Consider the following 24,567-nt stretch of genomic DNA (forward strand, 5'->3'; position numbering starts at 1 on the left):
AAGCCGCTCTCGCGCACCACCGCGGCCCAGCGCCCGCGCTGGCGCGGGATGCGCTCGGCGAAGGCCGCGGGACCGTCGATGGTGGGCAGGAATTCCAGCCGGTCCAGAGCGTGGCGCACCTCGGCCGCCTGCGGCGCGGGCTGCACGGTCTGGAACAGCGACGCAGGCCTTGGCCGTACGGCGCGATCGCGTCGGAGATCACCGCCACCACGAAGGGCACCTGGCCCGCCAGCAGGTCCTGCACCGCCGGCGCCGCGCCGCGATGGGCACGCATGGCCGTCTTCTACCGGCTGGTCGTTTCCTGCCCCGTCGTTATGAGGGATAACGGTCGCCGTGCAAGCCGATTTGCGCTGGACGCCGGCAAGGACGCGGCACACCATGCCCGCAATGATGGGAGGACCAACCATGATGCATCTCCGCCGCCGCACCCTGCTGGCCACCGCCGGCGCGCTGGCCCTGCCGGCAGGCTTCTTCCCTGGGGCCGCAGGCGCGCAGACCGTCCAGCGCACCGCCCGCGCCATCGTCGGCTTCCCCGCCGGCGGCTCCTCCGACATCGTGGCGCGGCTCTATGCCGAGCGCCTGCGCGGCAGCTACGCGCCCTCCGTCATCGTCGAGGGCAAGGTCGGCGCGGCCGGCCGCATCGCGATCGAGTTCGTGCGCGACGCCGACAAGGACGGCACGGTCTATCTGCAGACGCCGGCCTCCATCATCACCCTCGCCCCCTACGTCTTCCCGCGCGAGGCACGGTATGACGCGCTGACCGACCTCTCGCCGGTCTCCTCGGTCTGCAGCTTCCCCTTCGCGATGGCGGTCCCGGCGAACCACCCCGCCCGCACCCTGCAGGACTTCGTGGCCTGGCTGAAGGCGCAGCCGAACGAGGTGCCCTTCGCCTCGCCGGCGGCGGGGTCGGCGCCGCACTTCCTCGGTGTGATGTTCGGGAAGGATGTCGGCGCACGGCTGACCCACGTGCCCTATCGCGGGGCCGTGCCGGCGATCCAGGACCTGATCGGCGGGCGGCTGCCGATGTTCATCGGCGTGCTCGGCGATATCTCGCCGCAGCAGAACCAGGGCCTGCGCATGCTGGCGATCACCGCCGAGCAGCGCCATCCCCGCTACCCAGACGTGCCGACCTTCAGGGAACTCGGCTACACCAACATGACGCGTAGCGAATGGTTCGGCGTGCTGCTGCCCGCCGGCACGCCGGCGCCGATCGTCACCGGCCTGCACGGCGCCATCGTCGCCGCGGCGCGCACGTCGGAGATCGTCGCTGCGCTCGATCGCCTGGAGTACCTGCCGACGGTCTCCGCGAGCCCTGCCGAGTTCGCCGCGGCCATCCGCAAGGAGCGCGACGAATGGGCGACCATCGTGCGGGAGAGCGGCTTCCAGCCCGAAAACTGAGGCCCGGCGGGCTTGCCTGCCGGCCCCGCCTGAGGCCAGGGTGATCCGGGCGGCCGGGGGCCGCCCGAGGACCGATGCCCGAAGCGCCGACGCCGACCGTCACGATCCGTCATCGCACCCCGCCCTGGCGGGATGTGGTGGCGATGCTCGTCCTGGTCGCCATGGTCGTCGTCCTGCGCATCACCTCCTTCGTGCCCGCGGTGGTGGACACGGATGAGGGGCTCTACATGGTGCAGGCGCGGGAATGGCTGAGCGGGGGCTGGCCGCTGGTGGCGGCCTGGGACATGCACCCCGTCGGCGCGCCCGCGATGTTCGCGCTGGCCTTCCTCGCCTTCGGCGTGTCGGTGGAAGCGGCGCGCCTGCTTGGCATGATCTGCGTCGCCGCGACGGCCTGCGCGCTGTACGGCACGGCGCGCGCGGTCCGCGCGCCCTGGGCGATCGGCGTCGCGGCGGGCGTGATCTACGCCGCGCAATCCGTGCTGCTGGGCGGGCTCTGCACCAACACGGAACTGCTGATCGCGCCCTTCGTCACCGGCGCGATGGCCATCGGCATGCGCGGCGCCGCGCGCGCCATGGCGCGCGATGGCACAGCGCCCGGCATGGGATCGGTCATCGCGATGGGCCTGCTGATCGGCTGGGCGCTGGTCGTGAAGCAGGTCGTCGTGCCGGAGGGGTGCCTGGCCTTCGCGCTGCTGGCGCTGCCCGCGCTGATGAAGCGGCTGCTGCCCTTCCGCCGCGCGCTGGCGATGGCGCTGGTCTATGCCCTGCTCTGCGCCACGCCATTCGTGCTGATGGGGGCCGCCTACTGGGTGCGGGGCTGGCTGCCCGAATACCTCGACGGCTCGCTGCTCGCGCCCTTCCGCTATTCCATGGAGCGGATCGAGACGGAGGAGGCGGCGCGCCGCATCGCCTCGGCCATGCTGATGCTGCTGCCGGGCTTCCTGATGGCGGCGATCGCCCTGTTGTCCTGGCGGCCGCGCGCGGCGGCGCAGCCCGCGGCCTTGCTGACGGCCTTCGTGCTGCTGTGGTTCGTCGTGGCCTCGGCCGCGATCGCGGGGCCCGGCTTCTACTTCGCGCACTACTTCCTGCTGTGGCTGCCGCCGCTGTCGCTGCTGGCGGCGATCGGCGCCTGGCGGGTGGCCAACGCGGTCTCCCGCCCCGGCGCCACGCGCATGGTCTTCGCGGGCCTTGTCGCGCTGGTCGCGCTCGACGCCTGGTCGATCGAGATGCGTGACCGCGTGGAGCGCGGCCCGGGCTGGCTGCACCGCGATCCCGTGCGGGAGGTGGCTGCCCTGGTCGCGCAGGTCGCGGGGCCGGGCGGCGTCGCCTTCATGGCGAACTACCACCCCGCGGTCTATGTGCTGTCCAACACCCGCGCGCCCACGCGCTTCGTCTTCCCCGCCCACCTGACCGGGGATTTCGAGGACCTGTCCACGACGAGCACGGAGGCCGAGCTTGGCCGCGTCCTGGCGGAGCGGCCGAAGGCGATCGCGATCGACCGCGAGTGGATGCGCAACATGCGCCGCGCCGCGGCAGCGCAAGTCGATGCCGCGCTGGAGAAGGACTACGAGCTCTACGCGACGGTGCAGGGCAACGACACGCGCGTCGAGATCTGGAAGCTGAGGGAGGGGTAGTGCGCTTCGCTAAAGACCTCTCCCCGCCCCCGCGGGTGGAGAAGGCTTGCGCCAAGTCTTCCTAACGTGCCCGCGGCGCCGGAAACCACGCATCAGTCCGCCCGAGCAGGTGATACGCTACCAGTCCCACCCATTCCCGCATCGCCCATTCCGCCTGGTTCAGCCGCGTCGGGAAGGGCCAGTTGTACCAGAGCCCGGGATCGCGGCCGGTCGTGTAGTTCACGGGCCACGGAACGATGTCGAAGCCGGCCGCGCGGAAGCAGCCGACCGCGCGCGGCATGTGGCTGGCCGAGGTCACCATGATCCAGGTCTCTCCGGGCTTGGGATCGAGCATCCGGCGGGACAGCACCGCATTCTCCCAGGTGTTGCGGCTCTCGTCGTCGAAGACCAGGCGCGATTCCGGCAGGCCGAGATCGCTGAACAAGCGCCGTGCGGTGTCGGCTTCCGTCGGCCCGCCGGGCACCACCGCCGCGCTGCCGCCGGTGAAGACGAGCCTGGCCTGCGGGTAGCGCAACGCCAGCGCGACGCCTTCCGTCATCCGCTCCGCCGCGCCGTTCAGCGCGGGGATGCCATGCGCCGCGGTCAGCCTCTGCTCCACCGCGCCGCCGAGCACGATGATCCCCGCGACGTTCGTCGGCGGCGGCTGCGGGCGCGCGAAGCGCTCCTCCAGCGGCAAGGTCAGGAAGGACGCGACGGGCAGGAAGAACACCGCGGCATACCAGCCGAGACCGAGCGCCAGCGGCCAGCGCCCGGAGCGCCGCCCGCGCCAGAGCAGCGCCGCACCCAGGATCGCGAGCAGCAGTGCGGCCGTGTTCGGCGCGGCCACCGTCCAGAACAGCTTGGACACCACGAAAAGCGCGTCCTGCATCGCCTACAGCTCCAGCGCGCGCATCGGGTGCATCCGCCCGCGCAGCAGGTCGCCGATCGCGATCAGGTTGCCGCGCAGCCGCCCGCGCCGGTCGGCCCATGGTTCCGGCCTGACGCTGCGCAGCGCGTTCATGCAGAGATGCCGCCCCGCCGACCACAGCGCGTGGTCCCAAGGATAGCTGCCCTTGCGCGCGAGATAGACGCAGTTCGCGACCTGGCTGTAGCCGAGCTTCACCTGCGTGACGCGCCCCGACTTGGAGCCGAGATGCACGCCGCGCGCGCCATGCAGCCGCAGGATCGTGCCGAAGCGGCCAAGCCGGCGCGTGAGGTCCATGTCCTCGTACCAGCCATAGAGCGGCAGGTTCTCGTCGAAGCGCAGCACATGCGCGCGCATCGGCGCGAGCCGCAGCGCCATGTTGCAGCCATAGCCGTTGAAGTGGGAATGGAAGCCTGTGACGTCGCCGTCGAAGGCATCGGCGGCGTTGATCGCGCGGCCCTCCTCGACGGGGATGCCCGGTCCCTTGGCGCCGTCGGCGACGACGGTGCCGGTGGTCACCACGCAATCCCCCTGCTTCTCGAACACGCGCTCGGTCACGGCGAGGTAGCCGGGCTGCGCAAGGAAATCGTCGTCGAGGAACAGCACGGCGTCGCAATCGCCGAGCGCGTCCAGGATCGCGTTGCGCTGCCTCGGCAGGCCCGCCGGCGCGGTGATGAACTCGACATGCGGGAAGCGTTCGGCCAGGCCGGTCACGTCGTCCGGCGTGACATGGCAGACGACGATGCGATCGGCCTCGCGGGTCTGGCGCGCGATATCGGCAAGCGTCTCGCCGAGGATCGCCGCCCGCCCCCGCGTCGCAATGCCGACCGCGATCCGCATCAGGGTTGGCCATCCATCGGCGCGCGCACACGTCCCGCGCCGGCATCGCTGCGCAGGAAGCCCTGCAGCCGCCCAACCAGCGTCAGCCCGTAGTACTTCGCGTTCGCGACATCGAGCTTCGCCAGGCTGATCAGCGCGCCGCCGAGCGGGCGCACCATGAAGGTCAGCCAGACCGAGGCCGGCACGCCGTGCCGCCGGAGCGCGAAGCCGAGGCCCCGCCCATAGGGTGCCGCGCGCGCCAGCGCCAAGGCCGGGTTGGTCTGCCGCTTGTCCGGGTGGATGACCTTTAGGCTAGGATCGAAGCGCGTCGCGTGCCCCGCCAGGATCGCGCGCAGCATGAAGTCCGGACCCTCGGCGGAGCTCAGGTAGGTGCCGAGCCCCATCTCCTCGTCGAAGCCGCCGAGCGCGAGCATCACGGAACGCCGCACCCAGGTGTTGAACTCGATCATGCTGGTCCAGACCTTCCCGGGCTCGACCGGCCCGCCCTCGGTCTGGAAGCGGCCCGAGCCGACCGTGCCGTCGGGGTTGATCGACGGCCCCGTCAGGATCGCGAGATCCGGATCCTCGTCGAAGGCGCGCGCGACATGGTCCAGCGCGCCAGGCGGGTAGATGCAGTCGTCGTCGGGCACGCTGACGATCTCGCCCTTCGCCTCGCGCAGGCCGAGGTTCCGCGCGTGGCTGATCTTCGAGACGCTCGAGCGGATATGCGTGACCGGTAGCCGTCCCGCGAAGCGGCCGAGGATTTCCACCAGCCGGTCGTCCTCGTTCTGGTCCACCACGATCAGCTCGTAGTCGTCGCGGCCCTGCATCAGCAGCGCGTCGATGTAGATCGCGATGTCCTCGGTGCGGCCCTTGGTCGGCATCACCAGGCTGAAGCGGATCATGGGGCCCTCGCGGCCAGCGCGGCGTCGATTTCGGCGCGGACGCGCCGACGGAAGGCCTCGCGGGAGAAGCGCTCGGCATTGGCGCGGCAGGCCTCGGGCGCGATCGGCAGCGCCTCGAACCGGCGGATCGCCTCGGTCAGGCTCGCCGCGGTCTGCTCGGGGAACAGCACGCCCGTCTCGCCCTCGCGCACGATGTCGCTGGCGCCACCGCGACCATAGGCAATCAGCGGCGTGCCGCAGGCCTGGGCCTCCACCATGCCGATGCCGAAATCCTCCTCGGCCGCGAAGACGAAGGCGCGGGCGGATTGCAGCAGCGCAACCAGCTCCTCCTGCGGAACGCGCCCGCGGAAGGTGATGTTTCCCGAGTCACCCGCGGCAGCCTTCACGCGCGTCATCTCGGGCCCGTCGCCCACGACGACCAACTGCCTGTCCGGCATGGCCCGGAACGCCTCCACGACGATGTCCACGCGCTTGTAGGGAACCATGCGCGAGGCGATGACGTAGGTCTCGTCCTTGGCCGGACGATACGGGAAGCCGTCGATGTCCACGGGCGGGTGGACGACGGTGCTCTCGCGCCGCCAGGTCTTGCGGATGCGCTCGGCGATCCAGCGGCTGTTTGCCAGGATCACGTCGGGCCGCGCGGAGGAGGCGTGGTCCCACGCCCGCATCTTCGCCAGCAGCCAGCGCGTCAGCGCACCCTTGACCCCGCGATCGAGCCTGGCCTGGCGGAGATACTGGTGCTGCAGGTCCCACGCGTAGCGCATCGGGCTGTGGACGTAGCTGACATGCAGCGTCGCCGGCCCCGTCAGCACGCCCTTCGCCACGGCATGCGACGAGGAGATCACGAGGTCATAGGACGAGAGGTCGAACTGTTCCACCGCCAGCGGCATCAGGCCGAGATAGTACCGGAACCAGCGCTGCGCGCGAGGCAAGCGCTGGATGAAGGAAGTCGTGGGCACCTTGCCCCTGAGGAAGCCGCGCTCCTCGTCCGGCAGGAAGTCGCAGACGGCGTAGACGTCGGCGTCGGGGTAGATCTCCAGCAGCTGTTCCACGACGCGTTCGGAGCCCGCGTAGCTCTCGAGCCACTCGTGGACAATCGCGATCTTCATCGGATCAGATCCAGCAGCCGCCTCGCGGCCGCGTCCCAGGAATAGAGCGCGGCGCGCGCGCGCCCGGCCTCGCGCAGCGAGTCAGCCAGGCCCGGCTCGTCCAGCAGCCGCGTCAGCGCGGCCGCCGGTGTCGCAGGGCCTTCCGCGTCGAACCAGAGCGCGGCGTCGGCGCAGACCTCCGGCACCGCGCCGGCGCGGGCGGCCAGAACGGGGCAGCCGCACCACATCGCCTCGAGCGGGGGGATGCCGAAGCCCTCGTAGCGCGACGGGAAGACCAGGCAGAGCGCATTCTCGTACAGCGCGCGGAGCTCGGCGTCGGTCACGCGGCCGAGCATGTGCACCGCGTTGCCCTGCGCGTCGCCGGGACCGGCAAAGACATTGCCCTTCACCGCCCCGGCGACGGCCAGCACCATGCCGCGCGATCCCAGCAGCGCGGCAGCATCGCCCAGTGCGCCGAGGTTCTTGTGCGCGGCGCGCGTGCCGACTGCCAGGGCATAGCCCCGCGGCGCCAGCCCGTGCTTCGCAAGCACGGCCGCGTCGGCGGGTGCGCGCAGGATGTGCTCGCCGCCCTCGGGCATCACGGCGATCCGCGACGCGTCGAGGCGCAGGTTTACCGCCAGCCGCGATCGCGAGAACTCGGAGACCGTGACGATCTGCGCGTCGAGCCGGGGCAGGGCACGATGCAGGAAGCGGTACCAGCTCCGGAAGGCCAGGGAATAGCTCTCCGGCGTGTCGAAGACGCCGGCGTCGTGGATCACCAGGATCCGCTTGCCCCCGCAGCGCAGCGGCGCGGTGTTGCCGAGGCTCAGCAGCGGCGCGGGGTTCGACGCGCGCGGCAGGTCAAGCTGTTCCCAGCTCTGCCCGCTGCGCGTGCCGACATGCTCGACCGGGATGTCGCCGAGCCGGTCCGGCGTGCCGTTCGGTGCCACCAGCCGGATCGGCGTGCCCGTTCGCGCGATGGCCTGCGTGACCTCCGCGGCGAAGCGCTGCACGCCGGTCAGCCCCTGCGTCAGGAAGCGTCCGTTCACCACTAGCGTCACGCGGGCTCGCCCCTCAGCACCGCCTTGATCCGCCACGGCCGCCGCAGCAGGACGCGGGCGTCGCGGCGCTCGGCCGGCGTCAGCGCCCGCAGCGCCGCGACGCCGAAGACCGCGACGGCCAGCAGCGACACCACGGCCAGCCACCCGATGCCGGAGAAGGGCAGCAGCGCCGCCAGCCCGGCGCCGCCCGCCGCCATCGGCAGAGCCAGCGCGCGCGCTGCGTCGCGCGCCGCGGGATAGAGCCGCCCGGCGAAATAGAGCCGCCCCGCGACGTCCGCCGCGCACCGCGCCGCCCAGGCCGCGGCCGCGCCCTCGATGCCGAACCTCACCAGCAGCAGCGCCGAGAGCGGCAGGAACAGCGCGGCCTGCGCCAGCTGCCACTTCGCGTTCACGTCGGGCCGCCCGATCGCGTCCAGCAGCGCCGCCGGCGCGAAGGACGCGCAGGAGAAGAAGATGCCGACGGCCAGGATCCGCAGTACCTGCCCGCCGCCGGCGGCAAATTCCGGGCCGAGCCACAGCCTCAGCAGCCACGGCCCCGTTGCCACCAGCACCACGCAGGCCGGCAGCACGACGGCCAGCATCAGCAGCGCGCCGCGCCGCAGCAGCCCCGCTGTCTCGGCTTGGTGCGTGGAATACGCGGCCGCCATAGCCGGCATCAGCGCCTGCGCCACCGCCACCGGCAGGATCCACATGCGCATGACAAGGTCGAGCGGCGTCGCGTAGAAGGCCACGGCCGAGAGCGTCAGCAGCGCCCCGATCAGGAAGCGGTCGGCGTAGAGCAGCGCCTGGGTCAGGATGCCCGAGGCGCTCATCCACCCGCCCATGCGCAGCAGCGGCCCGACCACCGCCCAGCGCGGCAGGGTGGGGCGCAGGCCCGGCAGGTCGCGCCGCGCCAGCACCCAGTAGCAGATCGTGTTGGCGACGCGGCAGGCCAGCAGCGCCAGGATCACGCCGACCAGGCTCTGCCAGGCCATCAGCACCAGCACGGGGCCGAGGTAGTAGAAGGTCGCGACCGGGATGGTCACCAGGTTCGCCTCCCGGAAGCGCTGATGCGCGGCGAGTGCGCCCCAGAGCGCCGCGTTGATCACCACCAGGGGTGCGGCCACGCAGAGCAGCCGGAACGCCGCGACGGCTTCCTGCTGCAGCGCTGACGGCGTGTTCAGCACCCGCTCCACCAGCACGGGCACGAAAGCGAAGGCGCCGGCCGCGATCACGCCGCTGACCAGGGCCAGCGCGGTGATCGCCGCCCCCGCGAGTTCCGATGAGTCAACCTCGCGATGCGCCGTCGCGCGCGCCGCCAGCGCCCGCGTCAGCGCCGCGCCGACGCCGAGGTCGAAGACCCCGAAGACCCCGACCAGCGCGAGCGCCAGGGTGAAGAGCCCCCAGCGATCGATCCCCATCTGGTGCACCAGCACCGGGGTGAGCGCCAGGGCCAGGATCAGCGGCAGCCCGCGCCCGAGCGCGTTCCACAGCGTCCCGGAGAGCAGCCGCCCCCCGGACGCCCGCTGTTCGGCCGTCTCGGCCATGGTGATCGACATTCCCGAAGAGGCCCGCCTGGATGCGGGCCGGGCCGTGACCGCGGCGTTCAGTATGCGCCGCGGCGGGCCAGCACCGCCATCGGGGTGCGCAGCAGGATCCTGACGTCCTCGATCAGCGAGGGCCTGGTCACATAGGCGACATCCAGCGCCACGCGCTGGGCATAGCTGGTGTCGCTGCGGCCGCTGATCTGCCACGGCCCCGTCAGGCCCGGCCGGACCGAGAGATAGTGCTGCGCCGCCGCGCCGTAATAGGCCGCGAGCTCGCTCGCCTGAACGGGCCGGGGGCCGACCAGGCTCATCTCGCCCTTCAGCACGTTGATGAGCTGCGGCAGCTCGTCGAGCGAGGAGGCCCGCAGGAAGCGCCCGACCCAGGTGACGCGCGGGTCGTTCTTCAGCTTGCGGGTCGAGTCCCATTCCCTGCGGGCCTCGGCCGAGGTCTCCAGCAGCGCGGCCAGCCGCTTGTCCGCGTCCATCACCATGGAGCGGAACTTCAGGCAGCCGAAGCGCGTGCCGTGGCGGCCGATGCGCTCATGCGCGTAGAAGGCCTTGCCGCCATCCAGCTTGACCAGCAGGGCGAGCACCAGGAACACGGGCGAGGCCGCCACCACCAGCAGCGCCGCGCCGGCGATGTCGAGCGCCCGCTTGCCCAGCGGCCGCAGCCGGTCAGACAGCGTCTCCGCCCGGGCCGGCATGGCCCGCAGCGGGTGGAACGCGGCGGACTGCATCGTCTCGGGCTCGCGAACGAGCATCTGGACGGCTTCCAGGCCAGGCATCGGTGCCTCGTGAGCGGGGGTTGCCCGCATCTCCTCGGGGTAGGCTGCTTCCCGGACCTCATCCGCACGATGCCGCCGCGGCTGGGGGGCCGCCGGGGACGCCGGGCGAATGCCGAACGCAACCCTGATGCCAAGCAACCTAATGTCGCCGCCCGGCGGGTTCGTGACGGGCTTGGGGCGGGATTGTGGCAGCGCAGCAAGAGGCGACCTCACGAGGAAAAACGGGGACTCCCCCCGATTTCGTGGGAACCCCTGCCCCGATTCTGCCATCATTGACGCATGGCTCAGGTGATTCTCCATCCGGCGGCCCTGCTGGGCGCCGGCCCGGCGACCCGGACCACCCGCTCCGGCCAGGATCCCGCGGCGGCGGCGCGCGGCATCCTGCTGGCGCTGGCGCTGTCCTGCGTCGCCTGGGTCGGCCTGGCGCTGCTCGTCCCGCAACTCTGGTAGCTGGACGCGGCGCGAGCGGGGCGGTTAGACCTCGGGGGACTGCCCGGGGGCCCGCCACTTGCGTTCCGCTGCTCTCGTCTATGCCGGCGCGCTGGCGCTCGGCATCGCGCTGGCCTGGACCATTTTCCCGGCCGACTTCCTGTTTCCCCATGCGGGGCTGCCCTTCCGCCCCGTCGGCGACACCGCGCAGCACATCGTCGCGCAGCGCTACCTGATCGCCGACCACTGGCGCTGGCCGCCGACCTTCGCGGCCAACCTCGATACCCAGCAGGGCGGCGTGAACATCGCCTTCACCGATGGCATCCCGGCCCTGGCGCTGGCGCTGAAGGCCATCCGCTGGGCGTTGCCGGAGGGCTTCCACGGCATCGGTCTCTTCTACGGCCTGTCCTGGGTGCTGCAGCCGGTCGCCGCGGTCTGGGCGCTTCGTGGCGCGGGGGAGCGGCGGATCCTGCCCGCGATCGGCATCGCCATCGCCGCGCTCTCCATGCCCGCCTGGATCGGGCGCTACGGCCATGCCGCGCTGTCCGGGCATTTCCTGATCCTGGCCGGGCTCGGCCTCTATTTCCGCCTGGTCGCGGACGACGAGGAGGAGCCGTCCCGCGCGCTCTGGCTGGCCGCGGCCGCGCTGCAGCTGCTGGCCCTGCTGGTCCACCCCTATCTCGCGCTGATGACGCTGGCGCTGCTGGCCGCCGTGCCCGCGACGCGGCTGCTGCGTCGCGAAGCCTTCCTCCCTGACCTGCTGCGCACCATCGCCTGCGCCGGCGCGGTGGTCGGAACCATGGCGGCGCTGGGCTATGTCGGGGCGCAGGGCGACAGCGGCTATTACGGCCAGTTCGCCATGAACCTCCTCTCGCCCTTCTGGCCGGCGGGGTCGGGCATCCTGGGCTGGCCCTGGGAGCCGCAGCTGGACGCGACCGGCAAGGGCGGGTGGGAGGGCTACAACTGGCTTGGCCTCGGCCTGCTGGCGGCGCTGGCCATCGGCATCCTCGCCCGCCCGATCGAGGCGTCGGAGGCGCTGTGGCTTCGCCATGCCGGGCTGACACTGGCGCTGCTGGCGCTGACGCTGATCGCCATCAGCGTCCGCGTCGGCTTCGGCCGGGTGATCGTGCTCGATCTCGGCGAGCCGCCGGCGGTGATGGAGCAGTTCCGGGCCTCCGGCCGCTTCTTCTGGCCGGTCGCCTATGCGCTGCTGGTCGGCGCGACGATCCTGCTCGCGCGGATCTGGCCGGTGCTCTGCGTCGCCTTCGGGATCATGCAGTTCGTGGACGCCGCGCCGCTGCGCGGTGAGCTCGAGGCCTGGGCCGGCCAGCACCGTCCCTGGTCCGCGGAAGCCGAAGCCCTGCGCGGGCCGCTGGCCGAGGCGCGGTCGCTGACGCTGCTGCCGTCCTGGCCCTGCGTGGACAAGGCGACGGGCGATGAGACCTACGCCACGCTGCTCGAGATCCTGGCGCTCGCGTCCGAGCGCGCGGTGCCGGCCAGCACCATGTATGTCGCGCGCTGGCACGAGAAGCCGGCCTGCCGCGACCGCGATCTCGCCTCGGCGCCGCTCGCGCCTGGCGAACTCCGCGTCGTCCTGCCCGTGGCTCAGGAGGCGATGGCGCCGCTGGTGCCCGACGCCGGGGCGCGCTGCACGCCGGCGGGATCGCTGCTGGTCTGCCGCCAGGCGGCGCCCGAGGGCAGGTAGCGCTCCGTGATGTAGAGCGGCCGGCCCTTGGTCTCGTTGAAGATGCGGCCGAGATACTCGCCGATGATGCCGAGCGTCATGAGCTGCACGCCGCCGAAGAACAGCACGACGGCGAGAAGGCTGGGGTAGCCCGCGACAGGGTTGCCGAAGAGCACGGTGCGCACGATCAACTGCATCGCATAGAGCGCTGCGAAGACGGCGGTGGCGAAGCCCAGATAGGTCGCGATCTTCAGCGGGCCGACCGTAAAACTCGTGATGCCCTCCAGGCTGAAATTCCAGAGCTTCCAGTAGTTCCACTTCGTCGTGCCGGCGGCGCGCGGCGCGCGGTCGTAGGGCACCGCCACCGAGGGAAAGCCGACCCAGGCGAAGAGGCCCTTCATGAAGCGGTGCTGCTCCCGCAGAGTCAGCAGCGCATCCAGCGAGCGGCGGCTCATCAGCCGGAAATCGCCGGTGTTGGGAGGCAGCTGCACCTTGCCGCCGATCTTCTGCATGAAGCTGTAGAAGGCGTTGGCGGTCGCCTTCTTCATCCAGGTCTCGCCCTCGCGGACGCGGCGCTGGGCATAGGCGATGTCGAAGCCGCGCCGCCAGGCCGCGACCAGGTCGGGGATCACCTCGGGCGGGTCCTGCAGGTCGGCGTCGATGACGACCACCGCCTCGGTCCCCGCGGCATGGTCGAGGCCGGCGGTCAGCGCGATCTCCTTGCCGAAGTTGCGGCTGAGGTTGACGACCGAGACATGGCCGTCGGCGGCCTGCAGCTCCAGCATGATCGCGAGCGTGCCGTCGCGCGAGCCGTCGTTGACGTAGACGACCTCCCAGGGCAGGCCGATGCCCTCCATCACGGGCGTGATGCGGGCGTGGAAGGCGCGCAGCACCTCCTGCTCGTTGTAGGCGGGCACGACGACGGAGATCGCGGGTCGGGCTTCCCCGCGGATCGGGACGGGGGAGAGGGGGGTCATCGTCGGGTGGTTCCGGCCAGGTCCATGCCCAGGCAGTCGCCGGGCTCGCCGCCTCCTAGCCCGAGATCGCGGCGGATCGAAGGCCGGTTTTCGACGGCTCAGGCCCGGTCGGGCTCGTCCTCCTCCTCGCCATCGGCGCTCCAGACGCCGTTGGGCATGGCGATCTCCGGCGTCGGGTTGGAGTCCAGGATGGCGGCGGTGTCCTCGTCGAAGGCCTCGATGCCGGCCTCCTCCTCGCCGCCCAGGCCGAGCGCGCTGGCGGTGGCGGCGGCGACGCGGGCGGCCAGGGCGGCGGCGCGTTCGTTGCTGCATTCCAGCAGGATCTCGGCGTCGGCGCCGTCGCCCTGGACAAGCTCGACGAGGAAGAAGGCCGCGTCCTCCCGCGCGCCGGATTCGAAGGCGCCGTCGGCATTGCGGTGCATCGGGGTGATGGCGATGGAGAGGCGGGGCAGGGCGCTGTCGGACATGGCGGTGATCCCAAGGGGTGTTGCCATGAAGCGCGCGAGGTGCGGGCGGGATGCGCGAGGGGTTGCGCCGGGGCAGGGCGGAGGCTAGGAAACCGGCCTTCCGCCGCCCGGGCCGCTGCTGTAGCTCAGTGGTAGAGCACTCCCTTGGTAAGGGAGAGGTCGAGAGTTCAATCCTCTCCAGCAGCACCAGGGGCGCATGGCACCCCGTGCCTTTCCCCGGTCCCGACAGGGCGGAGATCGATCCGCCCCCCCCAAACTCGGCTCGAAGGGGCTGTGGCAACCCCCCGGTGTCAGGCCTGCCTGGCTATTGCGGCGTGACGGTCAGGCCATTGATCGCGACCGTCACCGTCCCGGGCCCGGCGACGGACACCGCGGAGGAGAGCGGCGCCCAGGTCAGCGGGTTGCCCCCCGTCGCCGCGTCGAAAAGGCCGAGATGCGTCAGGCTGCCCGCCGCCGCGCTGAAGGTGAAGCTGAAGGCAGTGGCGTTCAGCTGCTGGCCGGTGCCGGTGAAGGTGACGCGCTGCCGGGCATAGCCGGTGCCAGCAGGCTCGCCGGTGATGCCGGTGGCGTCCGCGCCGCCGGTGCCGAGCCCGGCCCAGACGGCGGTCGGTAGGGCGGGCACACGGCCGCACAGCGCGCGGCCCAGCAGGTTCTTCGCATAGTCGGTCAGGTCGGCCATGGCCGAGATCCTTTCTGGTCAGGGAGGGGGAGGAGGAAGCCGGGCCGATCAGCCCGGCAGCGATGCCACCAGGCCGGCGAGCGTCGCGTCGGAGACGGCGAAGGGCAGCACCCGGCATTCCGGGATCACCCCGCAGAGCGGCCCGGTGTTGCCGGCGTTGTTGCCGATCCGCAGCGTGGTGAGCCCCGCGGTAGGCCCGCCGGTCTGCGCCACCGCCGCCGCGCCATTGACGCTGCCGGCGACGCGGCCCGCGCCGTCCACCGACATGCCGGCCTTGAAGGCGGTGCCGGCCGTCATCGTGCCGGCCAGGCTGGTCAGCCCCGTCCCGCCCGTGCTGCGCCCGACATTGACCGCCGACCCGCCCGCCACGTTGAAGATGCGGTAGCGGTTGTTGGTCGTGCCGTCGTCGATCGAGACCAGGTTCTGGTCCACGCTCGACGGCGAGGCCTGCGGCAGCAGCGCCCAGGCCAGCACCGTGCAGGCGCCGTTCGCGCCGATGCCGAGCGAGGGCAGCGTCGCGGTCAGCAGGTCGGCGCTGCGCGTGCTGACTGCCGGCGTGCCCGCGACGGGCAGGATGGGGGAGGACGCGAAGGACGCCTGCTCCATCTGCGGCCAGCCGATGTCGAAGGTGCAGTCCACGGCCTGGTTCAGCGTGAAGGAAAGCTGCAGGTCCAAGGTGGCGGTGACGACGGTCGCAGTGGCGATGGTCGTGGTCGCGGCGGACCGCGCCAGGCTGCCGCCCAGGGTGATCGCCGTCGCCACCATGTTGAAGGCGGCCTGGACGTTGTCGCGGCCCATCACCCGCAGCGAGAGGCCGAGATTGGCGGGGCTGCCGGCCTGCAGCCGGACGAAGGCCGAGCCCGTCCAGGTCTGCCCGTTCGCCGCCGTGATGGAGGTCAGCGTCTCGAGGTCGAGCCGCGCGGTGGTGGTGGAAGCCGGCGTGCCGCTCACGCGGATCCGCAGCCCCTGCACGCCATTGGTCGTGACGATGCCGACTACGGAGGAGGCGACGCCCGAGGGCAGGCCGGAGATCGCCCAGTTCGTCGGCAACGTGCCCGGCGTGCCGGCCACCGCACCCTCGGCGCGCGGGTTGCGGATGCGGTTGCTGCGCGTGCCCTCGATCAGCAGTCGGCGCGCGGAGCCCTGGAAGCGCACGGCATCGGCGGCGAATTCCGACCAGGTGAGGTCGTCGGCGCCGATTGCGGTCGCGCGCGTTGCGGTCTGGGTGCGCGACAGCGCGACGAGCGGGTCGAGCCCGGGATCGGCGATCAGCCGCCGGCCGCCGCGATGCGGCACGCCGAGGGCCGCGGGGGCGATCGGGATCATCAGGGTGCCCCCGCGCCGGAGAGCAGCAGCAGCTTCGTCGTCCCGCCATCCGGGCTGAAGGCGAGCAGCGTCGCCAGGCCGTTGTTGCGGATCTTCGTCAGCCCGTCCGGGTTGGTCGGCGTCGTGCCGGTGAAGTTGGTCATCGTGACGCCGAGGTCGGCGCCGGTGCGGTTGACGATCAGGCAGGAGAAGCCGCTGCCGGTCGCAGCCCAGTCGATGGACAGCGTCGTCCCCGCATTCGCGCTGACCAGCCGCGCATTGTGGTTCGCGAGCGTCAGCGGCGTGGTGGCGGAGGCCGCGACCACAGGCAGCGCGCGGCCCGTGAACTGCGCGTCCACATAGCCCTTGCGCGCGGCCTGGTTGGCGGCCGTCGGGTCGGCAGGCAGCACCATCGGGCCGGTCAGCGTCACCGTGCCCGACGCCGCGATGCGGAAGCGCTCGGCCAGCGTGCCGGCGTTGCGGGTCTCGACCACGAAGGCGCCGCCCTCGGTGCCGGAGGCCACGCTCTCCACGATGGCGCCGGCGCGGGCGAAGACGGTCTCGGCGGCGGCGGCGTTGTTGCCGCTGAAGGCGATCTGGCCCAGCGCGTCGTTGGCGGCGGGCGTCGCGGAGCCGCGGCGCAGCGTGACCGCCATCGGCGCCGTCATCGCGGTGCCGCCGCCGAAGACCACCCCGCCATTGGGGTTGACCGTGGGATCGCCCGCGATCTCGAGCGGCGCGGTCGCGCCGGTCCCCACCATCATGGTGTAGGAGACGCTGCTGTCCTGGTTGGAGAAGTCGAGCTCCGCCCCCTGCGTCGCGGAGCGCGGCCCGAGCACGGTGATCTGCTGGTCGGCGGAGGAGCGCGCGGCCTGGTTGCGGTTCGCCACCAGCACGATGCGGGACGCATCCGCCGTGGTCTGGCCGCTGAAGGTCGCGGAGCGCGTGTCGGAGGCGACGACGCTGAGGCTGTCGCCGGTGGTCGCGAGGTAGACGCTGGCCGACGGCAGGTCGCAGGCGACCAGCGTCAGGCCGCCATCCAGGACCTCGACCGTGCGGCCGGCGCCGGCGCCGCCCACCATGACCCCGACGAACTGGTTGTCGCCGGAGGAGCTGGCGTTGCTGTTGACCCGGATCGCCGTCGCCTGCGAGGAGAAGAAGCCGCCGACCCATTTCGTGCGGAAGGCGGTGCCGCGGATCCAGACGCCGGTGGTCTGCGGGTCGGTCAGCACCAGCAGGTCGTCCACGCTGCAATTGTGCGTCTGGATGGACTGTGCGCCGTCGCCGATGTCGTAGCCGACGTCGTAGCCGAAGGCGAAGCAGTTGACGTATTCCGCGACGTCGCTGGTCTCGATGCGGAAGGCGGTGCCGAGGCGGCGGTTGTTCCAGACCGCGAGGGTGCCGCCGCCGGACCAGCTGCCGGCGAAGGCGGTGCCCTGCAGGTCGACGCGCGTGGCGTCCACCACGGTCGCGGTGTAGCGGCCATTGGCCGTGGCCACGCCGCCGACGCCATAGACATTCACGAGGTCGCCGGTGACCAGGCCATGCGCGGTCGAGGTCGTCACGCGCACGAGGCCGCTGCCGTTGTTGGCAACGGCGGAGACCGCGCGCTGCACGACCGAGACGTTGGCCAGGTTGCCCGTCAGGAAGGGCCAGAAATGGACGTCGTGGACGCGGGTGATGTCGTAGGTGCGGGAGATCCAGAGCCCGTTGCGGTTGTCGCCGCGCATCCGCCGGATGTTCAGCCGCTGCGAGTTGTCCGAGCGCAGCGCCAGGTTGAAGCCGAGCACGAGCATGTCCTCGACCAGCACGTCATGATGGCTGCCGGAGCCGTCGCCGATGGTGATCGCGGTGCCGGCCATGGCGGCGCGCAGGTTGATGGCGTCGCGCATCGTGGCGGGCGGCGCGCCCATGCCGTCGCGGATCAGCGCGACGCGGCGCAGCGTGGCGCCGCGGAGCACGCGCACGGTGCGCGTGCTGTCCAGCCGGATCGTGCCGGGCAGGCTGCGGTAGTCCGCCGAAGGCCGCTGCCCGCCGGGAAACAGCGGGCCTTCGAGGGAGACGTTCTCCTTCACCACGATCTCGTTCGTGACCACGCGGTAGCGCCGGGGGCCGAGCAGCACGATGCCACCGCCGGCCGCCGCCGCCGCGTCGATCGCCGCCTGGATGGCCGCGGCGTCGTCGGCGACCCCGTCGCCGATCGCGCCGTAGTCGCGGACATGGAACATGCGCTCGGCGAAGACGCCGGCGGTGACCTGCGCGAAGGAGGCGCGGCGGGTCGTCGCGGAGACGCCGCTGCCCTGCACCACGGGCAGAATGTCGGCAGCGGCCAGCGCGCTGGCGGCCGGCAGGTCGGAGATCTTGGTGTCGGGCATGGGGCTCTCGGCTGGCGGTTCGGAGGAAGGGCTGGGTTCGTCAGAGCGCCAGGCGCGCGCCGTCCTGCGCGACGAGCGTGTCGCCGGCCTGGGTCAGCAGCGCGTAGGGGATGCTGACGGAGAAGGCGGCGGAGGTGTCGGCGACGAGGGGAAAGCCCACGGCCTCGGCGCGCAGGCGATAGCCGCTGCCGGCCGGCGGCGCGGTCAGCGTCGCGGCGGCGATGCCCGACGTCACGCTGCCCGTCGTCGGGCCCGCGACGGTCGCGCCGGCGGCGTCGCGGATCTCGAACGAGACCTGCGCGACCGGCCCGCTGACGCTGGCCTGGGTGGCGAATTGCGACCCCGCGGTGATGCCCCCGCCGAGCGGCGCGAGCAGGATCGTCACCGCGACGGCGGTCGCGACCTGGCGGACCGAGAAGACCTTGGCCGCGCTGCGGTTGACCTTGAAGGGCGCGGCGAAGGTGTCGACGACCAGGCCGCCCGGCACCGTCGTGCCGGTGCGCACCGTCGTCAGCCCCAGCGCGTCGGAAGCCTGCAGCAGGATCACGTCGCCCGCGACGAGCCGCGCGGACGCGCCGCTGAAATAGCCCGCGGCCAGCGCGGTCGCTCGCGTGTCCTGCGTGCGGTAGTACCAGAGCGTGAAGCCGCTGGTCGTCGCGAGGGAGAGAAGCGAAGTGTTGTCGAAGGCCATGCGGGGCTCCGTCTGGACGCGCGCGGCCGCGGCAGCCCGTGGACGGGCGCCGTGGCCTGGAAGGGCGGGCAAGGGGGTCTCGTCCCGCGCCGGCGGGGCCGGGCGCGGCTGAGTGACGCGAAGGGGGGCGGAACAGGCCGCGGCGGCTGGCGTCTGGACGCAATTCGCCCCGTGGCGAAGGGCATCTAGTCCCAGGCGTGGGCGATTGTCAAGATGAATTTCCTATCCGACCTCCCCCATGCGGCCCGGCTCCCGCGTGCTAGAAGGCTCGGGCATCCGTGATTCGGGGAGCGGGGATGACGCTGCGCCGCCTGGTCCTGACCGCCTTCTGCGCGCTGCTGCTGGCCGTGCCGGCAGGCGCGCAGGACAGGGTCGTCAACGTCTTCAACTGGAACGACTACATCGACCCCTACATGGTCCAGCGCTTCACGCGCGAGACCGGGATTCGCGTGCGCTACGACGTCTTCGACAGCCTCGAGACACTGGAAGGCCGCATGTCGGCGGGCCGCACGGGCTACGACATCGTCGTCCCGACGAGCGAGCCCACCTTCTCGCGCCTGGCCCGCGCCGGCGCCTTCCGGCCGCCGGACCGCGCGGCAGTGCCGAACCTCGCGAACCTCGATCCCGCGCTGATGCGCCAGGTCGAGAGCAGCGATCCCGGCAACCGCTTCGGCGTGCCCTATCTCTGGGGCACGATCGGGCTGGGCCTGAATGCAGAGAGGATCCGCGCCGCCGCGCCCGACGCGCCGCTGGACAGCCTCGCGCTGCTGCTCGATCCGAACAACGCTAGGCGCATCGCGCGCTGCGGCATCATCATGATGGACAGCGCGACCGACGTGATCCCGACCGTGCTGCGCTACCTCGGCAAGGACCCGAACAGCACGAGCGACGTCGACCTGCGCGAGGTCGAGCGCGTGCTGATGGCGGTGCGCCCCTTCATCCGCAACTTCTCCACGGGCGGCGCGATCGAGGCGCTGGCGACCGGCCAGTCCTGCCTGGCCTTCGGCTATTCCGGCGACATGATCCAGGCTGGGCTGCGCGCGAAGGAGGCCGATCGCGGCGTCGTCGTGACCTATGTCGCGCCCAAGGAAGGTGCGCAGCTCTGGTTCGACCTGATGGCGATCCCGGCCGACGCCCCGAATCCCGGGAACGCCGAGGCCTTCATCAACTTCCTCCTTCAGCCCGAGGTGATGGCGGCGATCACCGCCCATGTCCGCTACCCCAACGGCGTGCCCGCGAGCCGCGCGCTGGTGCCGGCCGAGGTCGCGAACGACCCAGCGGTCTTCCCGACCGAAGCCCAGCGCGCGTCCTTCTTCACCATCGGGCCGGTGCCCCAGGCCGCGGAGCGCGCGCGGTCCCGGATGTGGGCGCGGTTCAAGGCGGGCAGGTGAGCTTCCTCGCGGTAGAGGGCGTCCGGAAGCGCTTCGGCGCAACCGTCGCGGTGGACGGCGTGGACCTGGCCATCGCGAAGGGCGAGCTGTTTGCCCTGCTCGGCGGGTCGGGCTGCGGGAAGTCCACGCTGCTGCGCTGCCTCGCGGGGTTCGAGACGCCGGATGAAGGCCGCATCCTGCTGGACGGGCAGGACATCACCGCGACGCCCCCTTACGCGCGCCCCGTGAACATGATGTTCCAGTCCTACGCGCTGTTCCCGCACATGGACGTCGCGTCGAACGTCGGCTTCGGTCTGCGCCAGGACGGCCTGCCCAAGCCGGAGATTGCGCGCCGCGTCGAGGAGATGCTGGCGCTGGTGCAGCTCGAGCGCTTCGGCGGGCGCCGGCCGGCGCAGCTCTCGGGCGGGCAGCGCGCGCGCGTCGCCCTGGCCCGCGCGCTGGCCAAGCGGCCGCTGCTGCTGCTGCTGGACGAGCCGCTGTCCGCGCTCGACCGCAACCTGAGGGAGGCGATGCAGCGCGAGCTCGTCGGCATCCAGCACCGCACCGGCACGACCTTCGTCGTGGTGACGCATGACCAGCAGGAGGCGCTGGCCATGGCGAGCCGGATCGGCGTGATGGACCGCGGGCGCCTGGTCCAGGTCGGCACGCCGGCCGAGGTCTACGAAGCGCCGAACAGCCGGTTCGTCGCGACCTTCCTCGGTGCGGCGAACATCCTGGAGGGCACGGTGACGGAGGCCGGGCCAGATGGCCTGCGGATCGCGACACCGGGCGCGGAGATCGTCGCGCCGGGCCGCGCCGAGGCCGGCGCGCACATCGCCGTCGCGCTGCGCGCGGAGCATCTGCGCATCGAGCCCGCCGGCGCCGCCGGCCCGAACCGCGCGCGCGGGACGCTGCGCGACGTCGCCTATCGGGGCGAGGGTTTCACCGTCCACGTCGCCCTCGACGCCGGTGGCGAGCTGCGGGTCAGCCGGCCCAACCGGCGCGGCGCCGCGCCGCCCGTCGCCGGCGAGGCCGTCACCGTCGCCTGGGATCCCGACGCCGCGGTGGTGCTGACGGCATGACGTCGCGGTCGCTGCGGCTGGTGGCGCTCGGCCTGCCCGCGCTGTGGATGGCCTGCTTCTTCCTCGCGCCTTTCGCGATCCTGCTGACCATCGCGCTTGGCGAGTCGGCGGAAGGCCTGCCGCCCTACGCCTCGCCGTTCAGGGATGGCGGCTTCACGCCAAACTGGGCGAATTTCGCGATGCTGGCCGAGGATGGCTTCTATGCCGAGGCATTGCTGCGGTCTCTCCGCGTTGCGACGGTCTCCGCATCGCTGTGCATGCTGATCGGCTATCCCATGGCGCTGGCGATCGCGCGCGCGCCCGAGCGGTGGCGGAACCCGCTGCTGCTCGCGGTCATGCTTCCGTTCTGGACGAGCTTCCTGCTGCGGGTCACCGCCTGGATCGGCATCCTGCAGGACCAGGGCTGGCTGAACGCGGCGCTGATGGGGCTCGGCCTGACCAGCGAGCCGGTCCCGCTGCTCTACACCGAATTCGCGATGTATCTCGGCATGAGCTACGGCTACCTGCCCTTCGCGGTGCTGCCGCTCTACGCCAGCCTCTCGAAGCAGGACCCGGCGCTGGAGGAAGCGGCCTTCGACCTCGGCGCCACGCCATGGCGCGTGTTCCTCTCCGTCACGCTGCCGCTGTCGCTGCCGGGCGTCGTCGCGGCCTTCCTGCTCGTCTTCATCCCGGCCTGCGGGGAGTTCGTGATCCCCGAACTGCTGGGCGGGCCCTCGGCGCAGCTCGTCGGCCGCGTGCTCTGGACCGAGTTCTTCCAGAACCGGGACTGGCCGCTGGCCTCGGCGCTGGCCGTCGCGATGCTGCTGCTGCTCGTGCTGCCGATCGCGATATTCCAGCGCAGGGCGGCCAAGGCATGAACCGGATCGGCAGGCTGGCGCTGCCGCTCGGGCTCGGCTTTGCCTTCCTCTATCTCCCGCTGCTGCTGATGGCGGTGTTCTCCTTCAACGACAGCCGGCTGGTGACGTCCTTCTCCGGCTTCTCGACGCGCTGGTATGCCGCGCTGTGGCGGAACGAGGCGCTGATGGAGGCGCTCTTCCTCTCGCTGCGCATCGCCGCGATCGCCGCGACGGGCGCGACCATACTCGGCACGCTCGCGGGCTTCGCCCTGGCCCGGCTCGGCCGCTTCAGGCTGCGGGCGGGCTTCGCCGCGGTGATCGCCGCGCCGCTCGTGATGCCGGAGGTGATCACGGGCCTCTCGCTCCTGCTGCTCTTCGTGGCGCTGGACCAGGCCTTCGGCGTCTTCGGCCGCGGCGCCACGACGGTCGCGATCGGGCACGCCACCTTCGGCGCGGCCTATGTCGCCGTGGTGGTGCAGGCCAGGCTCTCGGAACTCGACGCCAGCCTGGAGGAGGCCGCGATGGACCTCGGCGCCCGGCCCTGGGGGGTGTTCCGGCGCATCACCATCCCGCTCGCCGCGCCGGCCATCCTCGCGGGCTGGCTGCTGGCCTTCACCCTGTCGCTGGACGACCTCGTGGTGGCGAGCTTCGTCTCGGGCCCCGGGGCGACGACGCTGCCGATGGTGGTGTTCTCCGCCGTGCGGCTGGGGCTGACGCCCGATCTCTATGCGCTGGCGACGCTGCTGGTGCTGGCGGTCGCGGCGGCGCTGGCGCTGGCCTGGTGGCTGGGACTGCGGCCGGGGCGCGGCTGAACGCCGCCATGATCCTGCCGGAGAGCGGCGCTACGCAGCGGACATGCGCCGCTTGGCTGCCCTTCTGCTGCTGCTCGCCCTCGCCGGCTGCGCCGAGCGCTGGACCCGGCCTGGCGCGACCGAGGCCCAGGCGGATGCCGCCAACGCCGCCTGCACCGACCAGGCGATACTGGCCGTCCCGCCGCAGATGAGCTGGGAGATCGTCGAGCCCGGCGGGACCTATTACGACCGCCAGTGCTGGCGGGACGGCAGCGGCGATCGGGTCTGCCGCAGCATCCCGCGCTACCGGCCGCCGCGCTGGGACTGGGTGGACCTGGCGACCCCGCCGCGGGACGCCTGGCGTCGGGAATGCATGCGCGCCCAGGGCTACACCTTCGAGGGCTACAGGCCGTTGCGACTGGAATAGGGGCCGGCCATGCGCGCGCGCCGGTGGACGCGCGCTGCCCATGGCGTTAGGTAACGACCCGGCCGCACCCCGGGCGTTGCCGAACCGGGGCGGCAGGGAACCGCCATGAGCTTCATCGCCGACCGCCTCGACCGCATCTCGCCCTCGCTGACCATCGCCATGACGTCGAAGGCCCGCGCGCTGAAGGCGGAAGGCCGCGACGTGATCAGCCTGGCCGCCGGCGAGCCCGATTTCGATACCCCCCGCAACGTCAAGGACGCCGCCATCGCGGCGATCGAGCGCGGCGAGACGAAATACACCGACGTCGCCGGGACGCTGGCCCTGCGCAAGGCCGTTTGCGAGAAGTTCAGGCGCGACAACCACATCGAGTACAAGCCCGAGGAGATCCTGGTCGCCACCGGCGGCAAGCAGGTGATCTTCGACGCGCTGGTCGCCACCATCAACGCGGGCGACGAGGCGATCATCCCCGCCCCGTGCTGGGTGTCCTACCCCGACATCGTGGCACTCGCCGAGGGCACGCCGGTGATCGTCCCCTGCGGCCCGAACCAGGGCTTCCGCATGACGCCGGAGCAGCTGGAATCCGCGATCACGCCGAAGACCAAGTGGCTGATCCTGAACAACCCGTCCAACCCGACCGGCGCCGGCTATTCCGCCGCCGAACTCAAGGGCCTGGCGGAGGTGCTGCTGCGCCACCCCGAGGTCTGGATCTTCTCCGACGACATCTACGAGAAGCTGACCTACGGCATGAAGTTCGCGACGCTGGTCGAGGTCGAGCCGCGCCTGAAGGACCGGACCGTCACCATGAACGGCGTGTCCAAGGCCTATGCCATGACGGGCTGGCGCATCGGCTTCGCCGGCGCGCCGGTGAAGCTGATCAAGGCGATGGACAAGCTGCAGAGCCAGTCCACCTCCAACACCTCCTCCATCTCCCAGGCTGCGGCGGTCGAGGCGCTGACCGGCCAGCAGGACAGCGTGGAGGAGATGCGCAAGGTCTATCAGCGCCGCCGCGACATGGTCGTGGCGTTGCTGAACAAGGCCGAGGGCCTGCGCTGCCCGACGCCGGAAGGCGCCTTCTACGTCTTCCCCGACATCCGCGGCTGCCTCGGCAAGGTGTCGGCGTCCGGCAGGAAGATTGAGACGGACGAGGATTTCTGCCTGGCGCTGCTGGAGGAGCAGGGGGTTGCGACGGTGCACGGCGCCGCCTTCATGTTCCCCGGCCATTTCCGCATCAGCTACGCCACCGACGACGAGAGCCTGAAGGACGCCTGCACCCGTATCCAGAAGTTCTGCGCGGGGCTGAAGTAGTCTGACTAGACCCCGCTCCTGCTTCCCCC

Annotated in this window: 23 protein-coding genes and 1 tRNA gene; 11 read left to right on the forward strand and 13 right to left on the reverse strand. The window is 71.8% G+C overall.

Going from position 1 to position 24,567, the window contains the following annotated elements; genetic code table 11:
- Positions 1-405 precede the first annotated feature (405 nt).
- Complete coding sequence (locus tag ACLF3M_RS21930; protein ID WP_430659114.1) at positions 406-1,398, forward strand: Bug family tripartite tricarboxylate transporter substrate binding protein; 993 nt, start codon at positions 406-408, stop codon at positions 1,396-1,398.
- 74 nt (positions 1,399-1,472) lie between these two features.
- Complete coding sequence (locus ACLF3M_RS21935; protein WP_430659115.1) at positions 1,473-3,032, forward strand: ArnT family glycosyltransferase; 1,560 nt, start codon at positions 1,473-1,475, stop codon at positions 3,030-3,032.
- A 61-nt stretch (positions 3,033-3,093) separates the two neighbouring features.
- On the opposite strand, the gene ACLF3M_RS21940 is transcribed toward ACLF3M_RS21935, so the two are convergent.
- From ACLF3M_RS21940 to ACLF3M_RS21970, 7 genes are read right to left on the reverse strand one after another with little or no spacing between them, the layout of a single operon-like run.
- Positions 3,094-3,900, reverse strand: a complete 807-nt coding sequence (locus tag ACLF3M_RS21940) for a YdcF family protein (RefSeq protein ID WP_430659116.1) — start codon at positions 3,898-3,900, stop codon at positions 3,094-3,096.
- 3 nt (positions 3,901-3,903) lie between these two features.
- The gene (locus ACLF3M_RS21945; protein WP_430659117.1) at positions 3,904-4,776 is read right to left on the reverse strand and encodes a glycosyltransferase family 2 protein; all 873 of its coding nucleotides are present in this window, start codon (positions 4,774-4,776) and stop codon (positions 3,904-3,906) included.
- Positions 4,776-5,660: a glycosyltransferase family 2 protein gene (locus ACLF3M_RS21950; RefSeq protein ID WP_430659118.1), complete on the reverse strand. Its 885-nt coding sequence runs from the start codon at positions 5,658-5,660 to the stop codon at positions 4,776-4,778. The genes ACLF3M_RS21945 and ACLF3M_RS21950 overlap by 1 nt, the downstream gene beginning before the upstream one ends.
- Positions 5,657-6,769: a glycosyltransferase gene (locus ACLF3M_RS21955; protein WP_430659119.1), complete on the reverse strand. Its 1,113-nt coding sequence runs from the start codon at positions 6,767-6,769 to the stop codon at positions 5,657-5,659. Before ACLF3M_RS21955 ends, ACLF3M_RS21950 begins: the two co-directional genes overlap by 4 nt.
- Positions 6,766-7,809 (reverse strand): glycosyltransferase family 4 protein, encoded by a 1,044-nt coding sequence (locus tag ACLF3M_RS21960; RefSeq protein WP_430659120.1) that lies wholly within the window; start codon positions 7,807-7,809, stop codon positions 6,766-6,768. Before ACLF3M_RS21960 ends, ACLF3M_RS21955 begins: the two co-directional genes overlap by 4 nt.
- Positions 7,806-9,335: a flippase gene (locus ACLF3M_RS21965; RefSeq protein ID WP_430659121.1), complete on the reverse strand. Its 1,530-nt coding sequence runs from the start codon at positions 9,333-9,335 to the stop codon at positions 7,806-7,808. The genes ACLF3M_RS21960 and ACLF3M_RS21965 overlap by 4 nt, the downstream gene beginning before the upstream one ends.
- Positions 9,336-9,394: 59 nt before the next feature.
- On the reverse strand, positions 9,395-10,120 hold the full coding sequence (locus ACLF3M_RS21970; RefSeq protein ID WP_430659122.1) for a sugar transferase: 726 nt from the start codon (positions 10,118-10,120) through the stop codon (positions 9,395-9,397).
- 279 nt (positions 10,121-10,399) lie between these two features.
- Between ACLF3M_RS21970 and ACLF3M_RS21975 the strand changes: the two genes are divergently transcribed.
- Both ACLF3M_RS21975 and ACLF3M_RS21980 read left to right on the forward strand, forming a co-directional pair.
- On the forward strand, positions 10,400-10,570 hold the full coding sequence (locus tag ACLF3M_RS21975) for a hypothetical protein (RefSeq protein WP_430659123.1): 171 nt from the start codon (positions 10,400-10,402) through the stop codon (positions 10,568-10,570).
- Between the two features lie 58 nt (positions 10,571-10,628).
- Positions 10,629-12,254: a DUF6311 domain-containing protein gene (locus tag ACLF3M_RS21980; protein ID WP_430659124.1), complete on the forward strand. Its 1,626-nt coding sequence runs from the start codon at positions 10,629-10,631 to the stop codon at positions 12,252-12,254.
- On the opposite strand, the gene ACLF3M_RS21985 is transcribed toward ACLF3M_RS21980, so the two are convergent.
- Entirely contained in the window at positions 12,155-13,210 is a 1,056-nt protein-coding gene (locus tag ACLF3M_RS21985; RefSeq protein WP_430659125.1) for a glycosyltransferase family 2 protein, read from the reverse strand. The genes ACLF3M_RS21980 and ACLF3M_RS21985 overlap by 100 nt on opposite strands.
- A gap of 98 nt (positions 13,211-13,308) precedes the next feature.
- Complete coding sequence (locus ACLF3M_RS21990) at positions 13,309-13,677, reverse strand: hypothetical protein (protein WP_430659126.1); 369 nt, start codon at positions 13,675-13,677, stop codon at positions 13,309-13,311.
- Positions 13,678-13,791: 114 nt separating this feature from the next.
- Between ACLF3M_RS21990 and ACLF3M_RS21995 the strand changes: the two genes are divergently transcribed.
- A tRNA-Thr gene (locus tag ACLF3M_RS21995) sits at positions 13,792-13,866 on the forward strand.
- A 115-nt stretch (positions 13,867-13,981) separates the two neighbouring features.
- Here ACLF3M_RS21995 and ACLF3M_RS22000 read toward each other — a convergent pair.
- From ACLF3M_RS22000 to ACLF3M_RS22015, 4 genes are read right to left on the reverse strand one after another with little or no spacing between them, the layout of a single operon-like run.
- Positions 13,982-14,356: a phage tail fiber protein gene (locus ACLF3M_RS22000; RefSeq protein WP_430659127.1), complete on the reverse strand. Its 375-nt coding sequence runs from the start codon at positions 14,354-14,356 to the stop codon at positions 13,982-13,984.
- Between the two features lie 48 nt (positions 14,357-14,404).
- Positions 14,405-15,682, reverse strand: a complete 1,278-nt coding sequence (locus tag ACLF3M_RS22005; RefSeq protein ID WP_430659128.1) for a phage head spike fiber domain-containing protein — start codon at positions 15,680-15,682, stop codon at positions 14,405-14,407.
- Positions 15,682-18,036 (reverse strand): glycosyl hydrolase family 28-related protein, encoded by a 2,355-nt coding sequence (locus ACLF3M_RS22010; RefSeq protein ID WP_430659129.1) that lies wholly within the window; start codon positions 18,034-18,036, stop codon positions 15,682-15,684. Before ACLF3M_RS22010 ends, ACLF3M_RS22005 begins: the two co-directional genes overlap by 1 nt.
- 40 nt (positions 18,037-18,076) lie before the next feature.
- The gene (locus ACLF3M_RS22015; RefSeq protein WP_430659130.1) at positions 18,077-18,727 is read right to left on the reverse strand and encodes a hypothetical protein; all 651 of its coding nucleotides are present in this window, start codon (positions 18,725-18,727) and stop codon (positions 18,077-18,079) included.
- 296 nt (positions 18,728-19,023) lie between these two features.
- Between ACLF3M_RS22015 and ACLF3M_RS22020 the strand changes: the two genes are divergently transcribed.
- From ACLF3M_RS22020 to ACLF3M_RS22045, 6 genes are all read left to right on the forward strand, one after another.
- The gene (locus ACLF3M_RS22020) at positions 19,024-20,118 is read left to right on the forward strand and encodes a polyamine ABC transporter substrate-binding protein (RefSeq protein WP_430659131.1); all 1,095 of its coding nucleotides are present in this window, start codon (positions 19,024-19,026) and stop codon (positions 20,116-20,118) included.
- A complete protein-coding gene (locus tag ACLF3M_RS22025) occupies positions 20,115-21,179 on the forward strand; it encodes an ABC transporter ATP-binding protein (protein WP_430659132.1) in 1,065 nt (354 codons plus the stop codon). The genes ACLF3M_RS22020 and ACLF3M_RS22025 overlap by 4 nt, the downstream gene beginning before the upstream one ends.
- Positions 21,176-22,036 (forward strand): ABC transporter permease, encoded by an 861-nt coding sequence (locus ACLF3M_RS22030; RefSeq protein WP_430659133.1) that lies wholly within the window; start codon positions 21,176-21,178, stop codon positions 22,034-22,036. The genes ACLF3M_RS22025 and ACLF3M_RS22030 overlap by 4 nt, the downstream gene beginning before the upstream one ends.
- The gene (locus ACLF3M_RS22035; protein ID WP_430659134.1) at positions 22,033-22,827 is read left to right on the forward strand and encodes an ABC transporter permease subunit; all 795 of its coding nucleotides are present in this window, start codon (positions 22,033-22,035) and stop codon (positions 22,825-22,827) included. Before ACLF3M_RS22030 ends, ACLF3M_RS22035 begins: the two co-directional genes overlap by 4 nt.
- Before the next feature lie 52 nt (positions 22,828-22,879).
- On the forward strand, positions 22,880-23,233 hold the full coding sequence (locus tag ACLF3M_RS22040) for a hypothetical protein (RefSeq protein WP_430659135.1): 354 nt from the start codon (positions 22,880-22,882) through the stop codon (positions 23,231-23,233).
- Between the two features lie 105 nt (positions 23,234-23,338).
- Positions 23,339-24,538 carry a pyridoxal phosphate-dependent aminotransferase gene (locus ACLF3M_RS22045; RefSeq protein WP_430659136.1) on the forward strand — a complete coding sequence of 400 codons (1,200 nt, stop codon included), beginning with the start codon at positions 23,339-23,341 and terminating at the stop codon, positions 24,536-24,538.
- Positions 24,539-24,567 lie beyond the last annotated feature (29 nt).

It is taken from the genome of Falsiroseomonas sp. HW251, assembly GCF_050563545.1.
GTDB lineage: Bacteria > Pseudomonadota > Alphaproteobacteria > Acetobacterales > Acetobacteraceae > Falsiroseomonas.

Excerpts from the sequence above, each read along its gene's own strand:
- ACLF3M_RS21930 (WP_430659114.1), top strand. The coding sequence starts at position 406 with ATGATGCATCTCCGCCGCCGCACCCTGCTGGCCACCGCCGGCGCGCTG.
- ACLF3M_RS21935 (WP_430659115.1), top strand. The coding sequence starts at position 1,473 with ATGCCCGAAGCGCCGACGCCGACCGTCACGATCCGTCATCGCACCCCG.
- ACLF3M_RS21940 (WP_430659116.1), bottom strand. The coding sequence starts at position 3,900 with ATGCAGGACGCGCTTTTCGTGGTGTCCAAGCTGTTCTGGACGGTGGCC.
- ACLF3M_RS21945 (WP_430659117.1), bottom strand. The coding sequence starts at position 4,776 with ATGCGGATCGCGGTCGGCATTGCGACGCGGGGGCGGGCGGCGATCCTC.
- ACLF3M_RS21950 (WP_430659118.1), bottom strand. The coding sequence starts at position 5,660 with ATGATCCGCTTCAGCCTGGTGATGCCGACCAAGGGCCGCACCGAGGAC.
- ACLF3M_RS21955 (WP_430659119.1), bottom strand. The coding sequence starts at position 6,769 with ATGAAGATCGCGATTGTCCACGAGTGGCTCGAGAGCTACGCGGGCTCC.
- ACLF3M_RS21965 (WP_430659121.1), bottom strand. The coding sequence starts at position 9,335 with ATGGCCGAGACGGCCGAACAGCGGGCGTCCGGGGGGCGGCTGCTCTCC.
- ACLF3M_RS21970 (WP_430659122.1), bottom strand. The coding sequence starts at position 10,120 with ATGCCTGGCCTGGAAGCCGTCCAGATGCTCGTTCGCGAGCCCGAGACG.
- ACLF3M_RS21975 (WP_430659123.1), top strand. The coding sequence starts at position 10,400 with ATGGCTCAGGTGATTCTCCATCCGGCGGCCCTGCTGGGCGCCGGCCCG.
- ACLF3M_RS21985 (WP_430659125.1), bottom strand. The coding sequence starts at position 13,210 with ATGACCCCCCTCTCCCCCGTCCCGATCCGCGGGGAAGCCCGACCCGCG.
- ACLF3M_RS21990 (WP_430659126.1), bottom strand. The coding sequence starts at position 13,677 with ATGTCCGACAGCGCCCTGCCCCGCCTCTCCATCGCCATCACCCCGATG.
- ACLF3M_RS22000 (WP_430659127.1), bottom strand. The coding sequence starts at position 14,356 with ATGGCCGACCTGACCGACTATGCGAAGAACCTGCTGGGCCGCGCGCTG.
- ACLF3M_RS22005 (WP_430659128.1), bottom strand. The coding sequence starts at position 15,682 with ATGATCCCGATCGCCCCCGCGGCCCTCGGCGTGCCGCATCGCGGCGGC.
- ACLF3M_RS22010 (WP_430659129.1), bottom strand. The coding sequence starts at position 18,036 with ATGCCCGACACCAAGATCTCCGACCTGCCGGCCGCCAGCGCGCTGGCC.
- ACLF3M_RS22015 (WP_430659130.1), bottom strand. The coding sequence starts at position 18,727 with ATGGCCTTCGACAACACTTCGCTTCTCTCCCTCGCGACGACCAGCGGC.
- ACLF3M_RS22020 (WP_430659131.1), top strand. The coding sequence starts at position 19,024 with ATGACGCTGCGCCGCCTGGTCCTGACCGCCTTCTGCGCGCTGCTGCTG.
- ACLF3M_RS22030 (WP_430659133.1), top strand. The coding sequence starts at position 21,176 with ATGACGTCGCGGTCGCTGCGGCTGGTGGCGCTCGGCCTGCCCGCGCTG.
- ACLF3M_RS22035 (WP_430659134.1), top strand. The coding sequence starts at position 22,033 with ATGAACCGGATCGGCAGGCTGGCGCTGCCGCTCGGGCTCGGCTTTGCC.
- ACLF3M_RS22045 (WP_430659136.1), top strand. The coding sequence starts at position 23,339 with ATGAGCTTCATCGCCGACCGCCTCGACCGCATCTCGCCCTCGCTGACC.